Annotated in this window: 16 protein-coding genes; 9 read left to right on the top strand and 7 right to left on the bottom strand. The window is 71.8% G+C overall.

Translation table 11 applies throughout. The annotated features are described in order from the left end of the window. Nucleotides 1-93 precede the first annotated feature (93 nt). Nucleotides 94-768, bottom strand: a complete 675-nt coding sequence (locus ACIGJI_RS08210) for a CoA pyrophosphatase (protein ID WP_259952902.1) — start codon at nt 766-768, stop codon at nt 94-96. 49 nt (nt 769-817) lie between these two features. Between ACIGJI_RS08210 and ACIGJI_RS08205 the strand changes: the two genes are divergently transcribed. Then, entirely contained in the window at nt 818-1186 is a 369-nt protein-coding gene (locus ACIGJI_RS08205) for a sterol carrier family protein (RefSeq protein WP_187663089.1), read from the top strand. Here ACIGJI_RS08205 and ACIGJI_RS08200 read toward each other — a convergent pair. Genes ACIGJI_RS08200 through ACIGJI_RS08190 form a run of 3 tightly spaced genes read right to left on the bottom strand, consistent with a single transcriptional unit; the run spans nt 1183 to nt 4129 of the window. Beyond that, the gene (locus ACIGJI_RS08200; RefSeq protein ID WP_363444926.1) at nt 1183-1956 is read right to left on the bottom strand and encodes a heme ABC transporter ATP-binding protein; all 774 of its coding nucleotides are present in this window, start codon (nt 1954-1956) and stop codon (nt 1183-1185) included. The genes ACIGJI_RS08205 and ACIGJI_RS08200 overlap by 4 nt on opposite strands. Continuing rightward, nucleotides 1953-3026: an iron ABC transporter permease gene (locus ACIGJI_RS08195; RefSeq protein WP_363444924.1), complete on the bottom strand. Its 1074-nt coding sequence runs from the start codon at nt 3024-3026 to the stop codon at nt 1953-1955. Before ACIGJI_RS08195 ends, ACIGJI_RS08200 begins: the two co-directional genes overlap by 4 nt. Beyond that, complete coding sequence (locus ACIGJI_RS08190; protein ID WP_363444922.1) at nt 3023-4129, bottom strand: ABC transporter substrate-binding protein; 1107 nt, start codon at nt 4127-4129, stop codon at nt 3023-3025. Before ACIGJI_RS08190 ends, ACIGJI_RS08195 begins: the two co-directional genes overlap by 4 nt. Before the next feature lie 162 nt (nt 4130-4291). Between ACIGJI_RS08190 and ACIGJI_RS08185 the strand changes: the two genes are divergently transcribed. Both ACIGJI_RS08185 and ACIGJI_RS08180 read left to right on the top strand, forming a co-directional pair. Then, on the top strand, nt 4292-7708 hold the full coding sequence (locus ACIGJI_RS08185) for an HtaA domain-containing protein (RefSeq protein WP_363444921.1): 3417 nt from the start codon (nt 4292-4294) through the stop codon (nt 7706-7708). A 95-nt stretch (nt 7709-7803) separates the two neighbouring features. After that, entirely contained in the window at nt 7804-8133 is a 330-nt protein-coding gene (locus tag ACIGJI_RS08180; RefSeq protein ID WP_363444919.1) for a potassium transporter Trk, read from the top strand. Here ACIGJI_RS08180 and ACIGJI_RS08175 read toward each other — a convergent pair. Next, nucleotides 8130-8735, bottom strand: a complete 606-nt coding sequence (locus ACIGJI_RS08175; RefSeq protein ID WP_187663095.1) for a zinc-binding alcohol dehydrogenase — start codon at nt 8733-8735, stop codon at nt 8130-8132. The genes ACIGJI_RS08180 and ACIGJI_RS08175 overlap by 4 nt on opposite strands. A 151-nt stretch (nt 8736-8886) precedes the next feature. Here ACIGJI_RS08175 and ACIGJI_RS08170 point away from each other — a divergent pair, with 151 nt between their 5' ends. The 3 genes from ACIGJI_RS08170 to ACIGJI_RS08160 are packed head-to-tail and all read left to right on the top strand — an operon-like array spanning nt 8887 to nt 10747. Then, a complete protein-coding gene (locus tag ACIGJI_RS08170; protein ID WP_259952894.1) occupies nt 8887-9765 on the top strand; it encodes a hypothetical protein in 879 nt (292 codons plus the stop codon). Continuing rightward, entirely contained in the window at nt 9762-10184 is a 423-nt protein-coding gene (locus ACIGJI_RS08165) for a phage holin family protein (RefSeq protein WP_187663097.1), read from the top strand. The genes ACIGJI_RS08170 and ACIGJI_RS08165 overlap by 4 nt, the downstream gene beginning before the upstream one ends. Then, nucleotides 10181-10747 (top strand): DUF3618 domain-containing protein, encoded by a 567-nt coding sequence (locus tag ACIGJI_RS08160; RefSeq protein WP_187663098.1) that lies wholly within the window; start codon nt 10181-10183, stop codon nt 10745-10747. The genes ACIGJI_RS08165 and ACIGJI_RS08160 overlap by 4 nt, the downstream gene beginning before the upstream one ends. A gap of 72 nt (nt 10748-10819) precedes the next feature. On the opposite strand, the gene ACIGJI_RS08155 is transcribed toward ACIGJI_RS08160, so the two are convergent. Further along, nucleotides 10820-12322: a DUF5979 domain-containing protein gene (locus ACIGJI_RS08155; RefSeq protein WP_363444917.1), complete on the bottom strand. Its 1503-nt coding sequence runs from the start codon at nt 12320-12322 to the stop codon at nt 10820-10822. Nucleotides 12323-12557: 235 nt separating this feature from the next. Between ACIGJI_RS08155 and purM the strand changes: the two genes are divergently transcribed. From purM to ACIGJI_RS08140, 3 genes are read left to right on the top strand one after another with little or no spacing between them, the layout of a single operon-like run. Continuing rightward, nucleotides 12558-13670: a phosphoribosylformylglycinamidine cyclo-ligase gene (gene purM, locus ACIGJI_RS08150; protein WP_363444915.1), complete on the top strand. Its 1113-nt coding sequence runs from the start codon at nt 12558-12560 to the stop codon at nt 13668-13670. Nucleotides 13671-13676: 6 nt separating this feature from the next. Continuing rightward, on the top strand, nt 13677-15149 hold the full coding sequence (purF, locus tag ACIGJI_RS08145) for an amidophosphoribosyltransferase (protein ID WP_259952892.1): 1473 nt from the start codon (nt 13677-13679) through the stop codon (nt 15147-15149). Next, the gene (locus tag ACIGJI_RS08140) at nt 15149-16471 is read left to right on the top strand and encodes an MFS transporter (protein WP_363444913.1); all 1323 of its coding nucleotides are present in this window, start codon (nt 15149-15151) and stop codon (nt 16469-16471) included. Before purF ends, ACIGJI_RS08140 begins: the two co-directional genes overlap by 1 nt. 429 nt (nt 16472-16900) lie before the next feature. On the opposite strand, the gene ACIGJI_RS08135 is transcribed toward ACIGJI_RS08140, so the two are convergent. Further along, entirely contained in the window at nt 16901-17947 is a 1047-nt protein-coding gene (locus ACIGJI_RS08135; RefSeq protein ID WP_280565139.1) for a LacI family DNA-binding transcriptional regulator, read from the bottom strand. Nucleotides 17948-17953: the final 6 nt, after the last annotated feature.

The raw sequence follows: 17953 nt of genomic DNA, 5'->3' as shown, positions 1-17953 counted from the left end.
ACTCAGGACGATCGGCGCGGCAGCCGGGATCCGACGGCATATCCGGACCGATCCGCCGCGGTTCTCCTGAGCTGTGCACGGAGGTCGGGAGGGTCAGAGCACGATCGGGCGCTCGTCCGCGGTATCCCAGGGCACGGTCCAGCCGGTCGCGTCGAACAGCGCGTCGAGAACCATGGCGGTGAAGCCCCACACGATCGTGCCGTCCACGTCGAAGGCGGGTCCGCGGAACGTGCGGCCGGCACGGGACAGGGTCGAGGTGAAACGGGTCGCCGGGTCGAGGAGCTGGGCGACGGGGACGCGGAACACCTCGACGGTCTCCGCGTGGTCGACGGCGACGACGCGGGACGGCGACTGCCACCAGGCGAGCACGGGGGTGACGAGGTGGTTGCTGGCAGCGAGGGGGATGACGGGGAGCGTGGCGAGTACCTCCACGCCGGCGGGGTCGAGGCCGGTCTCCTCCTCGGCCTCCCGCAGCGCCGTGGCGACCGCGTCGGCGTCGGCCGCTTCGGCGCGTCCGCCGGGGAAGGAGACCTGGCCCGGATGCGAGGAGAGCGTCGGAGCGCGACGCTGCAGCAGGACGTCGAGATCGCGTGCGACCGCCGCGTCCACGGTCGGTGCGGGGATGTGGTCGAGGACGCCGAAGAGGATGAGCACGGAGGCGTCGTGGGCGCCGCCCGGGTCCGCGAGCGGAGGGATCGGCACGCTCCAGGAGTGGTCGGCCGCGGCGGCGAGCAGCTCGGCCCGGGCGCCCTGCGGATGCATGCTCATGTCCTCGAGCTTATGACCCGGTCCGGGGCGGCGGATCTAGGGTGGGGGGATGGCCAGGAAGATCGACATCGTCGACGGGCGCGCGGCGCTCGGTGCCGTTCGCGACGCGGAAGCCGCGGGGACGAAGCCGGCGCGTGCGGAACTCGCGACCGCGGTGCGCTACCTGCTGCAGCTGCTCGACGAGAAGGCCCCTGGCAACAGCGTCGAGGTGCGGGTCCCGCCGTTCGGAGCCGTGCAGGTGATCCAGGGGCCGCGGCACACGCGCGGCACGCCGCCGAACGTCGTGGAGATGGACGCGGCCACCTGGATCGCGGTCGCCACCGGCGCCGAACCGTGGGCGGACGCCGCGACGGCCGGGCGCATCCACGCCTCGGGCACGCGCGCTGACCTCACCGGCGTGCTCCCATTGCGTCCCTAGCGGCGGGCGACGACGAGCGGCACCCCGGTGCGCGGGTGCGGGAAGACGTCGACGGGCTGCCCGTAGACCTCCTCGATCCGCGCGGCCGTGAGGACCTCGTCCGGCGTGCCGGTGGCGGCGACCCGCCCGTCGGCGAGCAGGGTGACGCGGTCGGCATGCGCGAGCGCGGCGTTCAGATCGTGCAGCACGATCGCGACCGCGACCCCGGCCTCCGCCTGGGTGCGGACCACGCGCATCACGTCTTCGTGATGCTTGAGGTCCAGCGCCGCCGTGGGCTCGTCGAGCAGCAGGATCCCGGTGCTCTGGGCGAGCACGCGGGCGAGCGCCACCCGCGCGCGCTCACCGCCGGAGAGCGAGGGGACGGACCGCTCCCGCAGCGCCGCGACCTCGGTCGTCGCCATCGCCGTGGCCACGGCGCTGTCGTCCTCGGCGGCGGCCGGGGTCCGCGCCCACGGGGTGCGTCCCATCCGCACGACCTGCTCGACCGTGAAGGGGAAGGTGACGGTGTTCTCCTGCAGCAGCACGGCCCGGTGCCGGGCGAGGTCGCGGGGGCGGGTCGCCGCCACCGGACGGCCGTCGAGGAGGACGGTGCCCGAGACCGGAGCGATGTCGCCGGAGAGCACGCCGAACAGGGTGGACTTGCCCGCGCCGTTCGGCCCGACGAGCGCATGCACCTCCCCGGCGTGGATGTCGATGGCCGCGTCGGCGAGGATGGCGCGTCCGTCCCCGACGCGCACCGTGAGCCCGCGGCCCTGCAGCCGGAGGCTCACGCCCACCCTCCCGACCGCCGCCGCGTCCGCACGAGGAGCCAGAGGAAGAACGGGCCGCCCACGAGCGAGGTGATCATGCCGATCGGGAGGTCCGCGAGCGGCACCGCGGTGCGGGCCACGAGGTCGGCGACCGCGATGAGGAGGGCGCCGCCGAGGGCGGAGGCGATCACGAGCGGCAGGTGCGCCGGGCCGATCAGCATGCGCATGAGGTGGGGGACGACGAGTCCGGCGAAGCCGATGATCCCCGCGAAGGCCACCGCCGCGCAGACGAGCAGCGCCACGGTGACGATGACGACCATCCGCAGCAGCTCGACCGGGACGCCGAGATGCCGGGCGGTGCGCTCGCCGAGGGCGAAGAGGTCCAGACCCGGCGCCACGATCAGGGCGACGACGATCCCGATCGCCACGAGCGGCGCGACGAGCTGGATGTTCGACCAGAGCGCGCCGTTCAGCGAGCCGAGCTGCCAGAACACGATCTGCTCGCGCGTCGAGGTCGTGCCGAGGAAGGCGAGGAAGGCCATGCCGGCGCCGGCGATGGCGTTGATCGCGATGCCGGTGAGCAGCAGGGTGACCACTTCGGTGCGGCCGCCGGAGCGGCTCAGCAGGTACACCGAGAAGACGGCCACGAGGCCGCCGAGGAAGGCGAAGGCGGGCGTGGTCCACATGCCGAAGGTGGCCAGGCCGAACGTGATGCTCGCCGCCGCGCCGAGCGCCGCGCCGGACGAGACGCCGACGACGCCCGCGTCGGCGAGGGGGTTGCCGAAGATGGCCTGCATGAGCACGCCGGAGACCGCGAGCGCGGCGCCGACGAGGAGGCCGAGGACCAGCCGCGGGAGGCGGAGGTTGAAGATCACGCCGTCGTCGGTCGCCGCAGCCGCAGCCCCCGGGGTGTCGATGCCGAGACCGCGCAGAAGGACGCCGACGAGCGCGGTCGGCGACAGGTCGTACTGCCCGCTCGTGATCGACGCGACGCAGGTGACGAGGAGGGCCACGACGAGGGCCACGACGACCGCCGCGAAGCGCAGTCCCCGATGCCGGGTCGGCGTCGGGGTGACGACCTCGCCGGTCACGAGGCGGGTTCCGGCGCGTACAGGGCGCGCGCGAGGGCGCTGATCACGTCGGCTGACCGGGGGCCGAAGCTGAGGATCTCGGCGTCCGCCATGTCGATCACCCGGCGATGTGCGCCCGCCGGGGTCTCGGCGATGGCGGGGATGCGTTCGATGAGTCCGTCGACGCCGCCGACCGATTCCAACCCGTCCGTCATCATCACGAGCACGTCGGGCTGCGCGGCGACGAGCGCTTCCGCGGTCATCGGCTTCATGCCCTCCCAGCCGATCTCCTCGGCGACGTCGACCCCGCCGACCGCGTCGATGAGGGAGTCCGCCCCCGAGTCCTCGCCGAAGATGTAGTACACGTTGGCGCTCCCGCGCACGTACAGGAACAGCATGCGGGCCCTGTCCGCCTCGGCGGGCGGGGTGACGGCGGCGATCTCCGCGATGGCGGCGTCGAGCTCGGCGTCGAGGCGGGCGATGAGCGCCGCACCGCGCGTCGGGACGCCGAGGGCCGTGGCGATCTCCGTCACGAGCGCGTCGGTGGTGTCGATCCGTCGGTCGCTGGAGATGACGACGACCGCGATTCCGGCGTCCCGCAGCTGCTGGCGGACCTCCTTCGGGCCGATCGTGGTGTCGGTGAGCACGACGGTCGGGGCCAGTTCGAGGATCGCCTCCGGGTTGAGCGTGTGCCCGGTCTTGGTGACGACCGGAAGGTCCTCGGTGCCGGGGAACTGCGTGGACGCGTCGCGCCCGACGACCTGATCGCCGAGCCCGAGCGCGAACACGGTGGCGGCGATCGTGCCGGAGATGTCGATCGGGAGGATGCGATCGACGTCCGTGATCTCGACCTCGCGGCCTTCGCTGTCGGTCACGGCCACCGGGAGCGCCGGGGCGGTGTCGTCATCGACGGGGACGACCGCGTGACTCGCGAGGCACGCGGTCGAGGGACCCGTGGCCGCGCGCACATCGGCGACCAGGTCGAGATCGGCGAGAGGAGTCGACGCCTGCGGGCACGCCTCGTCGACGGGAGGTGTCGACGCGGGGTCGGAATCCGGTCCGGCACAGGCGGCCAGTCCGAGAACCAGCGCGGCGGCGAGAAGCAGGGCAGGAGCGCGTCGCATTAGGCAAGGCTATCCTAAAACTTGACGTCCTCGCCGACGCCCCTCTACGCTCGGGATCGGCGGCTTGCTTAGCCAAGCCTAACCAAAGTCCACTTCGCCCGACTGCCGTGCGGTACCGCCGGGAGCGCACGATCGATCGCGCCCCGCGGGCCGCGGAGAACCGTGAACGCCACAGCACATACCCCCTCAGCGACCACACGCCTGCGCGTCCTGCTCGCCGCCCTCGTCTCCTTCGTCCTCGTCGCCGCCGGGGCGATGGTCAGCCCGCCGGCGCACGCTGTCGCGGCGACCGTCGCCGCGACGGTGTCGTCCGCCGACACCACCGGCCTCACCGTGCAGGTGCGGGCCGAGGGTCTGCCGGACGTGACGGGCGTCTATGCCGCACTGATCGTGTCGGGCACCGAGAGCGGCGTCTCCGCCGGTGGTGGCTACGCCGCGTTCGCGCTGCCCTTCCCGAGCGTGCAGCAGGGGGCCGCCTCCTTCACGCTGCAGGCGCCCGTCGCGTCCCTGGACCGCGCGAAGACGTACGAGGTGCTCGTCTGGCAGCAGCACTCCGCGCCGACAGCCGCCACGATCTACGGCCGCGGCGACGTCACGGTGACGCCTGCGCAGTGGGACACGGTCTTCGGAACGACGCCCGTCGAGCCGGGCGAGACGGAGCCGGGGGAGACGGAGCCGGGCGAGACGGAGCCCGGGGAGACGGAGCCCGGTGAGACGGAGCCCGGGGAGACGGAGCCGGGCGAGACGGAGCCGGGGGAGACGGCCCCGGGCGAGACCGAGCCGGCGCCCGCCGAAGCCGCCATCGACGTGTTCCTCGCCGACGGCACCACGCCCGCTGCGGGTGCTCGCCTCCAGGCGGGTGACGAGATCGTCGTCAAGGGCACCGGATACGACCCGACCGCGAACGTCGGCGGGCGCGGCGTCCCGATCCCGTCGAACCTGCCCCAGGGCACCTATGTGGTCTTCGGCAACTTCGCCGCGACGTGGCAGCCCTCGCACGGGGCGCCGTCCTCGGCGCGTTCGGTCGGTGCACAGGCCTGGGCGCTCGCCGAAGGCGTGCTGACCCAGGTCCCGGCGCAGTACCAGGGCGCGATCCGCGCACAGTGGGTGGACATCACCCCCGAGGGCTCGTTCCAGGTCACGCTCACGCTGAAGGACACTCCGGCGACGCCCGGCTCCTACGGCGTGTACACCTACCCGGCAGGCGGCGTCGTCAACGCCGACCAGGAGCGCCGCGTCGCTCTGGACTACCGCGTCGCCTCGGGGCTCACGACCACCGTGAAGGCGGCGACGGCCGATGACGGCCTCACGGTCACGGCAGCGGCGACGAAGCTCGGCGCCGTCTCGGGCGCCTACGCGGCACTGATCGAGAAGGGCACGGAGGCCGACGTCACGGCCGGAGGCGGCTTCCTCGCGATGCAGTACGTGCGCGGCATCACCGGTGGCGGCTTCAGCGTCGACCTGACCGCTGCGGCGACAGCGCTGGACCGGTCGAAGGCCTATGAGGTGATCGTCTGGCAGCAGCACACCATGCCGAATGCGAACACGATCTACGCGCGCTCCACCGTCACCGTCACCGACGCGCAGTGGAACGCCCTGCTGCCGTCCCCCGGGCCGTCGGTCACCACCGCCGTCACGGGAGCCTCGGCCGCGGACGGGCTCACGGTGAAGGCCACCGCCGCCGACCTCGGCGCGGTCACCGGCGCCTACGTGGCGCTCATCGAGATGGGGACCGAGGCTGACGTGACGGCCGGCGGCGGCTTCCTCGCCATGCAGTACGTCCGGAACATCGGCTTCGGAGCCTTCGCGGTCGACCTGAACGCGGCGGCGAAGGATCTCGACCGGTCGAAGACGTACGAGGTGATCGTGTGGCAGCAGCACACGATGCCGACCGCCGACACCATCCACGCGCGGGGCGCGATCACGATCACCGATGCGCAGTGGCGCGCACTGCTCGGCGAGAAGCCGACCGAGCCGAAGCCCCCGGTCACGCCGAAACCCCCGGTGACGCCGACGAAGCCAGCCGCGACCGTCCCCGGCGGGTCGCTGCGCTGGGCCATCTCGTCGTCGTTCACGAACTACATCACCGGCCCGATCGCCCAGGGTGCGATCGCCGTGTCCGGTGGCGCCACCCGGTCCGGCGGCCAGTTCCAGTTCGGGCAGACCGTCGGCGGCGATTTCGACGCGACGTCCGGGCGAGGCAGCGTGGTCTACCGCGGCGCGGTGCGCTTCACCGGCCACCACGGGGTGCTCGACGTCACCGTCGCCGATCCGATGATCCGGATCACCTCGGCGTCCTCCGCCACGCTGTTCGTGACGAGCGGGGGTGCGCAGGTGCCGTTCGCGACCCTCGACCTCTCCCGCGCCGTCCGCACGGCGGCCGGCGGCGCCGTCACCTACACGGCGGCACCCGCCGCCCTCACGGACGCCGGGCGCGACCGCGTCCTCTCGGGATACGGCACCACGCTCAACCCCGTCTCGTTCACGATCGGCTCCGTCGCCGCCGCGCCCTCGGGCACGACGGGAACGGTCGCGGCGGCCGCGGTCGCGCCGAAGGCCACGCTCCCGGCGACCGCGCCGACGGCCACCGGCATCGAGGTCGACGAGGAGAACCTCGCCGCGCTCGCCGCCGGGAAGCCGGCCACGGTCTCCGCCTCCGGGTTCCGTGCGAACGAGAAGGGCATCACGGTGGTCGTGTACTCGACCCCCGTGCTGCTCGGCACCGTGACGGCGGATGCGTCGGGTGTCGCGACGTGGTCGGGTTCCCTCCCGGCGACGCTCGCGGACGGCGACCACACGCTCACCTTCCAGGGCTCCGTCGATCGCGGCCTCTCGTTCACCCTCGCCAGAGCGACCACGGAGCTCGGGGTGTGCACGGTGGAGGGAGCGACCCTGCACTGGGGCTACAAGGAGTCGTTCCGGACCTACATCGAGGGCATCGCGCGGGGCGGCTGGACGCTGACCGGCGTGACGTACGAGTACCCCGCCTTCGTGTGGTCGAACGGCACCGGTTCGCTGGATGACGCGGCGCGCACGGGTCTGGTCACGTACGGCGGCAGCATCGCCTTCACGGGCCACGACGGGGCGCTGAACACGACGCTGGCGAACGCGCGTGTCGAGCTCGCGGGCGATACCGGGTACCTCATCTTCGATGTCACCGGGACCACCCAGGACGGAGAGGCCGTGGCGCAGCAGGGGGTGCGTCTCGCGGAGTTCGCCCTCACGGACGCCGCCGTCACCGACGGTGCGCTGACCCTCGACGACGTACCCACGACACTGACCGCGGCCGGCGCCTCCGCGTTCGGCACGTATCAGGCGGGCGAGGGGCTCGACCCGGTCTCCGCCGTGATCCCGGTCGACGATGTGTGCGGCGCTCCTGCGGAGGAGGAGTCCGAGCCGGAGGCCGAAGCCGATGCGGCGGTGACCGCGATCAGCGCGCCGGTCGCCTCGGACGAGGCCCCGGTGTGGCCCTGGATCGTGGGCGGTCTGGTCGTCGTCGCGCTGGCCGCGACGGGCGGGGTGCTGATCGTGCGTCGCACCCGGAGGGGGGAGCCGGCCGAGACGACGACCGAGGTCTGAGACCGGCGGCTAGCGGAACCGCCCTCCCCGGTCATCCGGGGAGGGCGGTCTCGCATGCGGCTGCGCACGGCTGCGGAGGGTGGGACAATGGAGGCATGCCCTCCCACGACACCCATCAGACCGTCGAAGCGACCGTGCGCCGCGTGCCGCGGTACGGCGTGCTCATGGGCATCGGGGTCGTGCTGGGCGTCATCGCCGCCGGCATCCTCACGATGGTCGGCAGCTTCGAGCAGTCGCAGGCGCTCGACGTCGTCTATCCGCCCGGTCAGGTCTTCGGCTTCCTCCTGCTCTGGACCGTGCCGATCGGTCTCGCGCTCGGCGGCGTGGCCGGTCTGGTGCTCGAGCGTCTCGCCCGCCGCCACGACCGCGTCGTGACCGTCGACCGGGAGACCGTCGTCGACGACGGCACCACGGACCGCGCTTAGGCGAGCTCGGCGATCACCGGGCGGATCGCGGAGTCGAACGCCACGACGTCCCGGCGGAGCCCGTCCGTCACCGCGACCGTGAGGTCGCCGATCCACCAGATCCCGCGCTGCGACAGAGGCAGCACCTGCACGTTGAGCTCGAAGGAGTGCGCACGGCGCCCGATGTCGCGCTCGAACTCGGCGATCGCGCTCGCGTACGCTCGGTAGGCGTCCCCGCCGGTGTGGCTCTTCATCGACCCCACGTACCGGTCGTGTGCGGCGGTGGCATAGCGGAGCGCGGTGCCGGCATGCGGTCGGATCGCCGACGAGAGCGCCTCGGCGCCGGTCGCCGGGAGGGCCACCAGCGTGTCGAAACCGTCGATCAACTCCAGCGGGACGCCCGAGTGATGAGCCCGCGGCTCCACGGTCATGTCCCAGTAGCCCTGCCACTGCGCCTCGACCTCGGGCGGGGCGTCCACCGCGTCGGGTGCGCGGACCGACAGGTCGCGGAGGGACGGCAGATCCAGGGGTGCCCGGATGCCCAGCAGCTGGCGCAGGGCGAGCGCGACGAGCACGGGGACGCTCGCGTCTTCGCGGATGAGCCACTGCGGCTTGTCGGCCATGGCCCCATCGTAGGCGGGTGCAGCAGCCGTGCGGAGCCCCGGCACGGTAATGCCCGCGGAGAGCCGCGTCAACCCTCGCTGTGATCGCCGGATCCAGGGGTAGACCTGCTGACACGTCGGCGGCCGTCGGCGGGAGTCGAGAGGAAGAACGATGTCGCAGAGCAATGCAGAAGGTGCCGCGGGCAGCGGTACGACCGAGTCTCCGGGCACCGTCCGGACCGCCGCGCACGAGGCCGCAGGCGTCGCCGACGAGGCGAAGAGTCAGGCGGCGGGCGTCGTCGAGACCGCGAAGGCCGAGGCCGGTGCCGTCGCCCATGAGGCCAAGGACCAGGTTCGCGACCTGTACCACCAGACCAAGACCGAGCTGTCGGAGCAGGCGGCGGTGCAGCAGCGCCGTGTCGCGGACGGGCTCCGGTCCGTGGGCGGGGAGCTCGGCACGATGGCCGAGCGCTCGGACGGCGGTGTCGCCGCCGACCTCGTGCGCCAGGCGTCCACCCGGATCCAGGGCATCGCGGGCTGGATCGGCGACCGCGACCCCGGTTCGCTGCTCACGGAGGTGAAGTCGTACGCACGGGCGAAGCCCGGCACGTTCATCGCCGTGGCGGCACTCGCCGGTCTCGTCGCCGGCCGGCTGACCAGAGCGCTCTCCGAGGGCGCTGCCGAGTCGGCCTCCTCGGGGTCGGGTTCCGCCGGGTCCGGCTCTTCGTCGGCCGCAGGGGCGACGGCAGCCGCCGTTCCGCCGCGTCCCGTCGTCCCCGCGGCGACCACGCCCGGGGCGGTTCCCGGTGGTGCGGGGGCGGCCGGTGTCGCCGGAGGCGCGGGAGTCGCCGAGAACACCACCCTCGGTCAGCCGCCGCTGCCGACCGATGGCACGGTCCCCGGAGCGCCGGACGGGATGAGCGGTATCGACGCCGGCACCGCGCCGTGGGGCGTCACACCGCACGGCGAGACGGTGGATGACGGGGACACTCCGCTCTACGACCGGACGGATGCCGCCACCCGCGGCTCCGATGAAGAGGGACGACCATGACCGACCCCATCCCCACACCTTCGGAGCAGAAGGCCGAGACCACATCTCTCGGCGATCTGCTCAGCGAGGTCACCACTGATCTGTCGACCCTGATGCGGCAGGAGCTGGAGTTGGCGAAGGCCGAGCTCAAGCAATCGGCCACACGCGCCGGCCGGGGGGCGGGCATGCTCGGCGGGGCCGGATACGGCGCGCTCATGGCCGTGTTCTTCCTGTCGGTGGCCCTCTGGTGGGCCCTCGGCGCCTATGTCACCGGCCTCGGCTGGTCGGCCGTGATCGTCGCCGTCATCTGGGCGGTGATCGCCCTCGTCCTGTTCGTGATGGGACGCAAGCAGTTGAAGAGCATCGAAGGGGCTCCGCGCACCGTGGACACCCTCAAGCGCATCCCTGATGCGGTGAAGAGGAATGAGGAGAACAAATGAGCGATTCACCCGACGCGATCCGCGCCGACATCGAGCGGACCCGAGCGGAGTTCGGCAGGGACGTCGACGCTCTCGCCGACAAGGTCACCCCCTCGAAGGTCGTGCACCGGCAGACGCAGAAGATGAAGGGCGCTGTGCGCTCGGCCGTCGACCGGGTCATGGGCGCCGCCGATGACGCCGGGGACCGGCTGGGGGACGCCTCCTCCTCGGTCGCCGATGCCGGGCGGCACACCGTCGCCAAGGCGCAGGGGAATCCGCTGGCGGTGGGCCTCATGGCCTTCGCCGCCGGCCTCGTCGTGGCCGCCGTCATCCCCGCCTCCTCGAAGGAGAAGGAACTGGCCGAGGACATCAAGGAGAAGGCCCAGCCTCTCGTCGATGAGGCGACCGACGTCGCCAAGACGATCGGACAGGACCTCAAGGAGCCGGCGCAGGAGGCCTTCGCCGCCGTCAAGGATGAGGCCGCCGGCGCCGCAGCCCACGTCCGTGATGACGCGACCCACGCCGTCGACGAGGTGAAGGGCAGCGCTCAGGACGCTCGCGACAACGTCGCAGGCCAGAGCTGACCGCACGGAACCCCGTTGCACGAGGGCCCGGTCCGATCCGTCGGACCGGGCCCTTCGCGTCGCGGGCGAGCGTCAGTTCTCGATGCCGGTGCTTCCGGGTGCGGAGTCTGCGTGGGTGGCGGACCGACGGCTGAGCAGGATCCCCGCTGCGAGCGCCAGCACCGCCCCGGTGGCGAGTCCGATCAGACCGCCGGGGTCGCCGCCGGTGGCCGCGAGGCCCGTGGTCGGCGGCGAGGGCGGTGCCGGCGGCGTCGAGGGTGACGGCGGTTCCGTCGTGGTCGGCGGCGTGCTCGGGGACGGCGGGGAGAGCGTGGCCGGGTTGGTCAGCTCGACAGCCACGACCGATCCTGCGCCGATCGTGAGCTGTGCTCCTTCGTCCGTCGTGGTCACGCCGTCGCCGCGGAACTGCGGGGTTCCCCACACGACGCCGGGGACGGCATCCGCGGTGTGCTCGGACAGCGTCACGACCGTGCCGACGGGAATCCGCCCGACGCTTCGGTCGGTGCCGTCCACGGGCAGCGTGAGGGTACCGGTGACGGGGCCGTCCGCTCCGGGGTACGAGTAGTCGACGGCGAATGTCGCGCCGGCCGGGACGAGGGGTGCGGCCGCGCCCGTGATCCGCTTCGCGACCGAGAAGCCGCCGAGACCGTCGCCGTCGCCGTCGCCTCCGGCCAGGCTCGCGGTGACGGACGCCGTGGTGGTCGTGAAACTCGACCCGGAGACGGTGTTGCGGAACACCTGTCCGGTGTGCGCGTCTGCGGGCAGGCGCGTCTGGTACGAGACGCGATAGAGGCGGTCAGGCTCCGCCGGCGCGGCGAAGACCACTGTGAACGAGGAGCTGTCAGTGTCCGGGGTGAAGACATAGTCCGACCCGGCTGTGAGGGTGCGGAAGTCTGCGGCATCGAACAGGCCGCCGTTCCAGGCGTCCACGGCGACCGAACCGATCGCCACGGTGCTCGGCAACACGCTCAGCCCCGGGGTCGCGGTGTCGGTGAGGGTCGGGCGCTCGCCGCTGAGCAGGCGTCCCGGCACCCAGATGTACCACTCGATCGTCCCGTCGGCGGTCTGCACGCCCGACTTGGTCGCGTCCGTCGGGGCCGGCTCGGAGCGCTGCGGACCGACGCCGCCACCGGGGATCTCCACGGTGATCGGGCCTCCGTCACCGGTGGTGAAGGTCACGGTGTCGTCTTCCGTGGTCTCCTCCGCCTTCATCTGGAAGAACAGGGTGCCGCGGACGTTGTCGTGCGTGAGGACGTAGTCGCTCAGCGTGCACGTGATGGCGGTCGCCGCGACGGTGCACGTGCCGACGGTGGCGCCGTCCGGGGCTCGCAGCGGGAAGGACGATGTGACACCGACGAAGCGGGGCGTCGTCGGAAAGCTGAGCGAGAAAGTGTCTCCGGGCTGCGCGCTGTCGGGGACGGCCCACGTGGCCTCGAGGCGGAGGGTGTCGTACAGGTGCACCTCACCTGTCGGCTCCACCACCGTCGCCGAGGTGATGGCGTCCCACTCCGCGGCGTGCGCCGTCGGCGGCACGGCGAGCCCGACCAGCGCAAGGAGGGCGATGGCGCTGCTCACGCCGACAACGCTCCTCCCCTGTCGTCGCTGCGTTCTCCTCTTCTGCGCGCGCACTGTCCACCTCTCCTGTTCTTTCCGGGAACCCCGGACACCGGACCCGCCTGCTTCGGCGATAGACTCTCACATGTGCAGATGATTACGCCACATATGAGGACTGATATGTGCAGATCGCGGCGGGTGAACCGGGAAGGAGGCGGCGAGCCGAGTGGTCGGCCGCGGGCGGTAGGCTGTTCGAGTGGCTGCCTCCCCCACCAACCCCTATTCCGAAGCCGGCGTCGACACCGCGGCGGGTGACCTCGCCGTCGAACTGATGAAGTCCTCCGTCCGTGCCACGCACGGCCCCGAGGTGCTCGGCGGTGTCGGCGGATTCGCCGGCCTGTTCGACGCCAGCGCGCTGCGGGACCTCCGTCGTCCGCTGCTCGCGACCAGCACCGACGGCGTCGGCACGAAGGTCGCCATCGCGCAGGCCATCGACAAGCACGACACGATCGGCCAGGACCTCGTCGGCATGGTCGTCGACGACATCGTGGTGGTGGGCGCGAAGCCGCTCTTCATGACCGACTACATCGCCTGTGGCAAGGTCGTCCCCGAGCGGATCGCGGACATCGTGCGCGGCATCGCGGAGGCGTGCGCGGCGACGGGCACCGCCCTCGTCGGAGGTGAGACGGCGGAGCATCCCGGCCTCCTCGGTCCGCGCGACTACGACGTCGCCGGGGCGGCGACGGGCGTGGTCGAGGCCGACGCCATCCTCGGCGCCGAGCGCGTGCAGGACGGCGATGCGGTCATCGCGGTCGCCTCCAGCGGCCTGCACTCCAACGGCTACTCTCTCGTGCGTCATATCATCACCCGCGCCGGGATCTCCTACGGTGACAACGCCGCGGACTTCGGCTCGACCTGGGGCGAGGCCCTCCTCGAGCCGACCCGGCTCTACACGCTTCCGCTGCTGCGCCTGATCGAGGCCTCCGGCGGAGTCCACGCCCTGAGCCACGTCACCGGCGGGGGTATCGCCGCCAACCTCGCCCGCGTGCTGCCGCAGGGAAGCTGGGTCGAGGTCGACCGCAGCACGTGGTCGCCGAGCCCGGTCTTCCGTGTGCTGAGCGACATCGCCGGTTCCACGCTCGAGTCCGCCGAGGGCACCTGGAACCTCGGCATCGGATTCCTCGCCGTGGTGGCGGCGGACAAGAAGGACGCCGCGATCGCGGCGCTGAACGCCGAGGGCATGCCCTCCTGGCAGGTCGGCACGGTGGGCTTCGGCCCGCGTCCGGCCGGCGAATTCGAACAGGGCGCCAAGGGCGTCGATGGTGGAGCGGTGCGCCTCGTCGGCGCCTACGCGGACGGAGCGAAGTAAGAGCCCATGTGCGGCATCGTCGGAATGGTGGGCTCTGCCCCGGTCAATCAGGACATCTACGACGCCCTCCTGCTGCTGCAGCATCGCGGGCAGGACGCGACGGGCATCGCGACTGCTGAGGCGAACGGCGTCATGCACAACGCCAAGGCTCAGGGGATGGTGCGCGAGGCGTTCCGCACCCGTGACATGCGCGGCCTGCTGGGCAACGTCGGCCTCGGCCACGTCCGCTACGCCACCAAGGGCACCGCGTCCAGCGAAGAGGAGATGCAGCCGTTCTACGTGAACGCGCCCTACGGCATCATCCTCATCCACAACGGCAACCTCACGAACACGCGCGAACTCGCCGCCGACATGGCACAGCGCGACCGTCGGCACCTGAACTCGTCGAGCGACACCGAGCTGCTGCTCAACGTGCTCGCCGGTGAGCTGCAGGCCACGACCTCCACGGTCGACCTCGACCCCGACCGGATCTTCGAGGCCGTCGCCCGCACGCATGACCGCATCGAGGGCGCGTACGCCGTGATCGCCGTGATCGCCAACTACGGCCTGCTCGCGTTCCGGGATCCGTTCGGCATCCGTCCGCTGATCCTGGGTCGTCGTCCTTCGACCGTCGTCGGCGCTGAGGGCAAGGACGAGTGGGTCGTGGCGAGCGAGTCGCTCGTGCTCGAGAACGGCGACTACGAGGTCGTGCGCGAGGTCGAGCCCGGAGAGGCCGTCTTCATCACGAACGACGGCGAGCTGTTCTCCCAGCAGTGCGCCACCGCCGCGACGCTCGCACCCTGTGCGTTCGAGTACGTCTACCTCGCCCGTCCGGACTCGGTCATGAACGGCATCTCGGTGTACGAGTCGCGCCTGCGGATGGGCGACAAGCTCGCCGACACGATCGCGAAGCACGTGCCGATGGACAAGATCGACGTGGTCATGCCGATCCCCGACTCGTCCCGTCCCGCGGCCATGGAGGTCGCCCGCAAGCTCGGCATCGAGTACCGCGAGGGCTTCTACAAGAACCGCTACGTCGGCCGCACCTTCATCATGCCGGGGCAGGCGGTGCGCAAGAAGAGCGTCCGCCAGAAGCTCAACGCCATGTCGACGGAGTTCCAGGGCAAGAACGTGCTCCTGATCGACGACTCCATCGTGCGCGGCACCACCTCGAAGGAGATCATCCAGATGGCCCGGGATGCCGGAGCCGCCTCGGTGACGTTCGCCTCCGCCGCCCCGCCGGTCCGGCACCCGCACGTGTACGGCATCAACATGCCGTCGCGGCACGAGCTCATCGCCCATGGCCGCACGATCCCGGAGATCGCGGAGGAGCTGGGCTGCGACCACCTCGTGTACCAGGAGGTCGACGACCTGAAGGCCGCGATCACCGAGGGCTCCGCGCTGGAGGACCTCGACATGAGCTGCTTCGACGGCCGCTACGTCACCGGCACCGTCACCGACGAGTACCTCGCCTGGGTGGAGGGGTCGCAGACCTCTTGATGTCCGGGTCCCTGAGCTCGCCGCAGGGCCGACCCCTCTGGCAGGGGCGCGCCCTCGCGTTGATCGGGATCGTGCTGGTCGCGTTCTCGCTGCGGTCGGCCGTCGCCTCGCTCTCTCCGGTCCTGGACCACGTCGCCGAGGACTTCCCGGTGGCCCCCGTGATCGTGGGGTTGATCGGCGCCGCTCCGCCCGTGTGCTTCGCGCTGTTCGGGCTGCTGACCCCGCTGTTCGAGCGCCGGTTCGGGCTGGAGCGGATGGCGGTCGCGGCGATCGTGCTGATGGCGGCGGGCATGCTGCTGCGCGGCCTCGCCCCCGACTCCTGGAGTCTGCTCGCGGCGACCGCGGTCGTGTTCGCCGGCGTGGGGTCGGGCAACGTCCTGCTGCCGCCGCTGGTCAAGAAGTACTTCGCCGACCGGCTCGGCGTCATGATGACGGCGTACTCCACGACGCTCGCGGTCTCGACCTTCCTGCCGCCGCTGGTCGCCGTCCCCGTCGCCGACTCGCTCGGGTGGCGGATCTCGCTGGGCATGTGGGGCGTGGTGGCCGCACTCGCCCTCGTGCCGTGGGTCACGCTCCTGGTGCGCTCCCGCGGCGACGACCGCCCGGTGCCGACGGAGCTCCTGGTCCCCGACCCCACCGACGGCGTGGACGATGTGCGCGACGCGGTCGCCGCCTCGACGGGGCCGATCACGACCCAGTCGGCGAGCCCCCGCGTCTTCGGCCGGCTCTGGCGACTGCCGCTGGCGTGGGCCCTCGCCCTCGTGTTCGGCACGTCGTCGACCATGGCCTACGTCGCCTTCGCCTGGCTGCCGACCATCCTCGTCGACCTCGGCGGCGTGACCCCGGCGACGGCCGGCTTCCTGCTCTCGCTGTTCGCTCTCGTCGGGCTGCCCTGCTCCATGCTCGTGCCGGTGCTGGTCGTGCGGTTCCAGGCCACCCGCCCGCTCTTCTTCGTGGCCGTGGTCGCCGGTCTCGTCGGGCTCGGCGGCCTGCTGCTCTTCCCGACCGTCGCGCTGCCGCTGTGGGTCGCGATCTTCGGGCTCACCGCGATCATGTTCCCGCTCAGCCTCGTGCTCCTGAGCATCCGCGCCCGTACGCCGGAGAGCGCCGTCGCCCTCAGCGGCTTCGTGCAGAGCATCGGCTATGCCATCGCGGCGGTGTTCCCGCTCCTCGTCGGCCTTCTCCACGACACCAGCGGTGGGTGGCAGGTGCCGCTTCTCGTGGTGGCGGGGGTGCTGGTCGTCTCGGTGCCGGCGGGGATCATCGCGGGTCGCCGCCGCACGATCGAGGACGAGTGGGAGCGCCGCCACGGCCGCTGGTGACGATCCCGGTCAGAGCGCTCGTCGGTGCGGCGCGGCTGCGCCAGTACGATCGGATGCGCTGTCCTCCGAAACGCGGGCAGCCTGGCGTTCCTCTGCGCTGTATGGTGACATGTGAAATGTCAGTCGTTAGTGACGACGGAGGACTCATGACGCAATCGGTTCTCTCAACGCGTGAAGATGTGGGAGTCTCGCCAGCGAGGGTGCGGAGATGGGCGATGCTCGTGCTCGCACTGGCTTACATCGCGTTCGCAACGTACTACTATCTCGGACCGGCAAAACCGACAAACGAGGTAGTCGTCGTCGTGGGTCTCTCTGTCTTGTGGAGTGCATGGCTCGGCGTGCTGTTGGTGACGCTGATCGCTCGGCCGCGGACACGTGCCGACCGACTCGCAGGTACTCTGGCACCGATGTTCATCGTTGCCGCAGGGGCTATGAGCTTTCTCGCGTCGTGACGCGAGGCGGCGCGGTCGAGGAGCGCACGATGAGCTGCGGGTCGGTGGAGGGCATCTCGCCGACCGGGTCGTGGCCCTCGATCTGGGTGATGAGCCGCAGCGCGGCGGCGCGGCCCATGGCCTCGAACGGCTGACGGACGGTGGTCAGGGCGGGGGAGGCGTAGGCGGCGAGGGCGATGTCGTCGACGCTCACGACGGAGATGTCCTCCGGCACGCTGCGCCCGGCCTCGTGCAGGGCGCGGATGAGGCCGAACGCCATCTCGTCGCTGCTGACGAAGACCGCGGTCGCCTCAGGGATCGCGGCGATGGTGCGCCCGGCCCGGTACCCGGACTCCGGGGTCCAGTCCGCCGGGATCACCGGCGGCGGGACGATGCCGCGCTCGCGGAGCGTCTGCTCCCAGGCCTCGCTGCGCTGCTGCGTCTCCGTCCAGTAGTCGTCGCCCGAGACGTGCCACACGGTCTCGTGGCCGAGGTCGAGGAGGTGCTCCACGGCGAGCCGGGCGATCGCGCGCTGGTCGACCGCGAGCGGGGCGTCCTCCTCCAGGGAGGTGCGCTCGCTGCGGGTGGCGGGCGTCCGTTCGGTGCGCGCCCGCATCGCCGGGGTGTCCAGGGCGATGGGCACGCCGAGGATGATGCCCTCCGCACCCTGCCGCTCCAGGCGGTCGAAGGCCTCGAGGAAGGCGTCGTCCGAGGCGTGGTCTGCCACCGCGGCGGTGGTCACGGTGTAGCCGTTCGCCGCCGCGGCCTGTTGGATGCCGACGCCGAGCGCGGCGGAGGAGTAGCGGTCCGTCGAGACGACGATCACGCCGAGCACGCGCGTGCGTCCCGATGCGAGCGACGCGGCTGCGGCGTGCACCCGGTAACCGAGTTCCTCGACGGCGGCCAGCACCCGTCGCGCGGTGTCGGGGCGGACGTTGTCCTGCCCGGACATGACGCGCGAGACGGTCTGCGTGGAGACGCCGGCGAGGCGGGCGACGTCGACCTGGCTGGGGGCGCGGTCGTCTTTCGGGCGGCGAGGGGACATGCCCCA

Source organism: Microbacterium sp. NPDC064978 (genome assembly GCF_044543605.1).
GTDB classification, from domain to species: domain Bacteria; phylum Actinomycetota; class Actinomycetes; order Actinomycetales; family Microbacteriaceae; genus Microbacterium; species Microbacterium meiriae.
This window is presented reverse-complemented; position numbering and strand designations above follow the sequence as displayed.

Bases quoted from the DNA above. Each gene is read 5' to 3' on its own strand.
- ACIGJI_RS08210 (WP_259952902.1), bottom strand. From the start codon at position 768: ATGAGCATGCATCCGCAGGGCGCCCGGGCCGAGCTGCTCGCCGCCGCG.
- ACIGJI_RS08205 (WP_187663089.1), top strand. From the start codon at position 818: ATGGCCAGGAAGATCGACATCGTCGACGGGCGCGCGGCGCTCGGTGCC.
- ACIGJI_RS08190 (WP_363444922.1), bottom strand. From the start codon at position 4,129: ATGCGACGCGCTCCTGCCCTGCTTCTCGCCGCCGCGCTGGTTCTCGGA.
- ACIGJI_RS08180 (WP_363444919.1), top strand. From the start codon at position 7,804: ATGCCCTCCCACGACACCCATCAGACCGTCGAAGCGACCGTGCGCCGC.
- ACIGJI_RS08175 (WP_187663095.1), bottom strand. From the start codon at position 8,735: ATGGCCGACAAGCCGCAGTGGCTCATCCGCGAAGACGCGAGCGTCCCC.
- ACIGJI_RS08170 (WP_259952894.1), top strand. From the start codon at position 8,887: ATGTCGCAGAGCAATGCAGAAGGTGCCGCGGGCAGCGGTACGACCGAG.
- ACIGJI_RS08165 (WP_187663097.1), top strand. From the start codon at position 9,762: ATGACCGACCCCATCCCCACACCTTCGGAGCAGAAGGCCGAGACCACA.
- ACIGJI_RS08160 (WP_187663098.1), top strand. From the start codon at position 10,181: ATGAGCGATTCACCCGACGCGATCCGCGCCGACATCGAGCGGACCCGA.
- purF (WP_259952892.1), top strand. From the start codon at position 13,677: ATGTGCGGCATCGTCGGAATGGTGGGCTCTGCCCCGGTCAATCAGGAC.
- ACIGJI_RS08140 (WP_363444913.1), top strand. From the start codon at position 15,149: ATGTCCGGGTCCCTGAGCTCGCCGCAGGGCCGACCCCTCTGGCAGGGG.
- ACIGJI_RS08135 (WP_280565139.1), bottom strand. From the start codon at position 17,947: ATGTCCCCTCGCCGCCCGAAAGACGACCGCGCCCCCAGCCAGGTCGAC.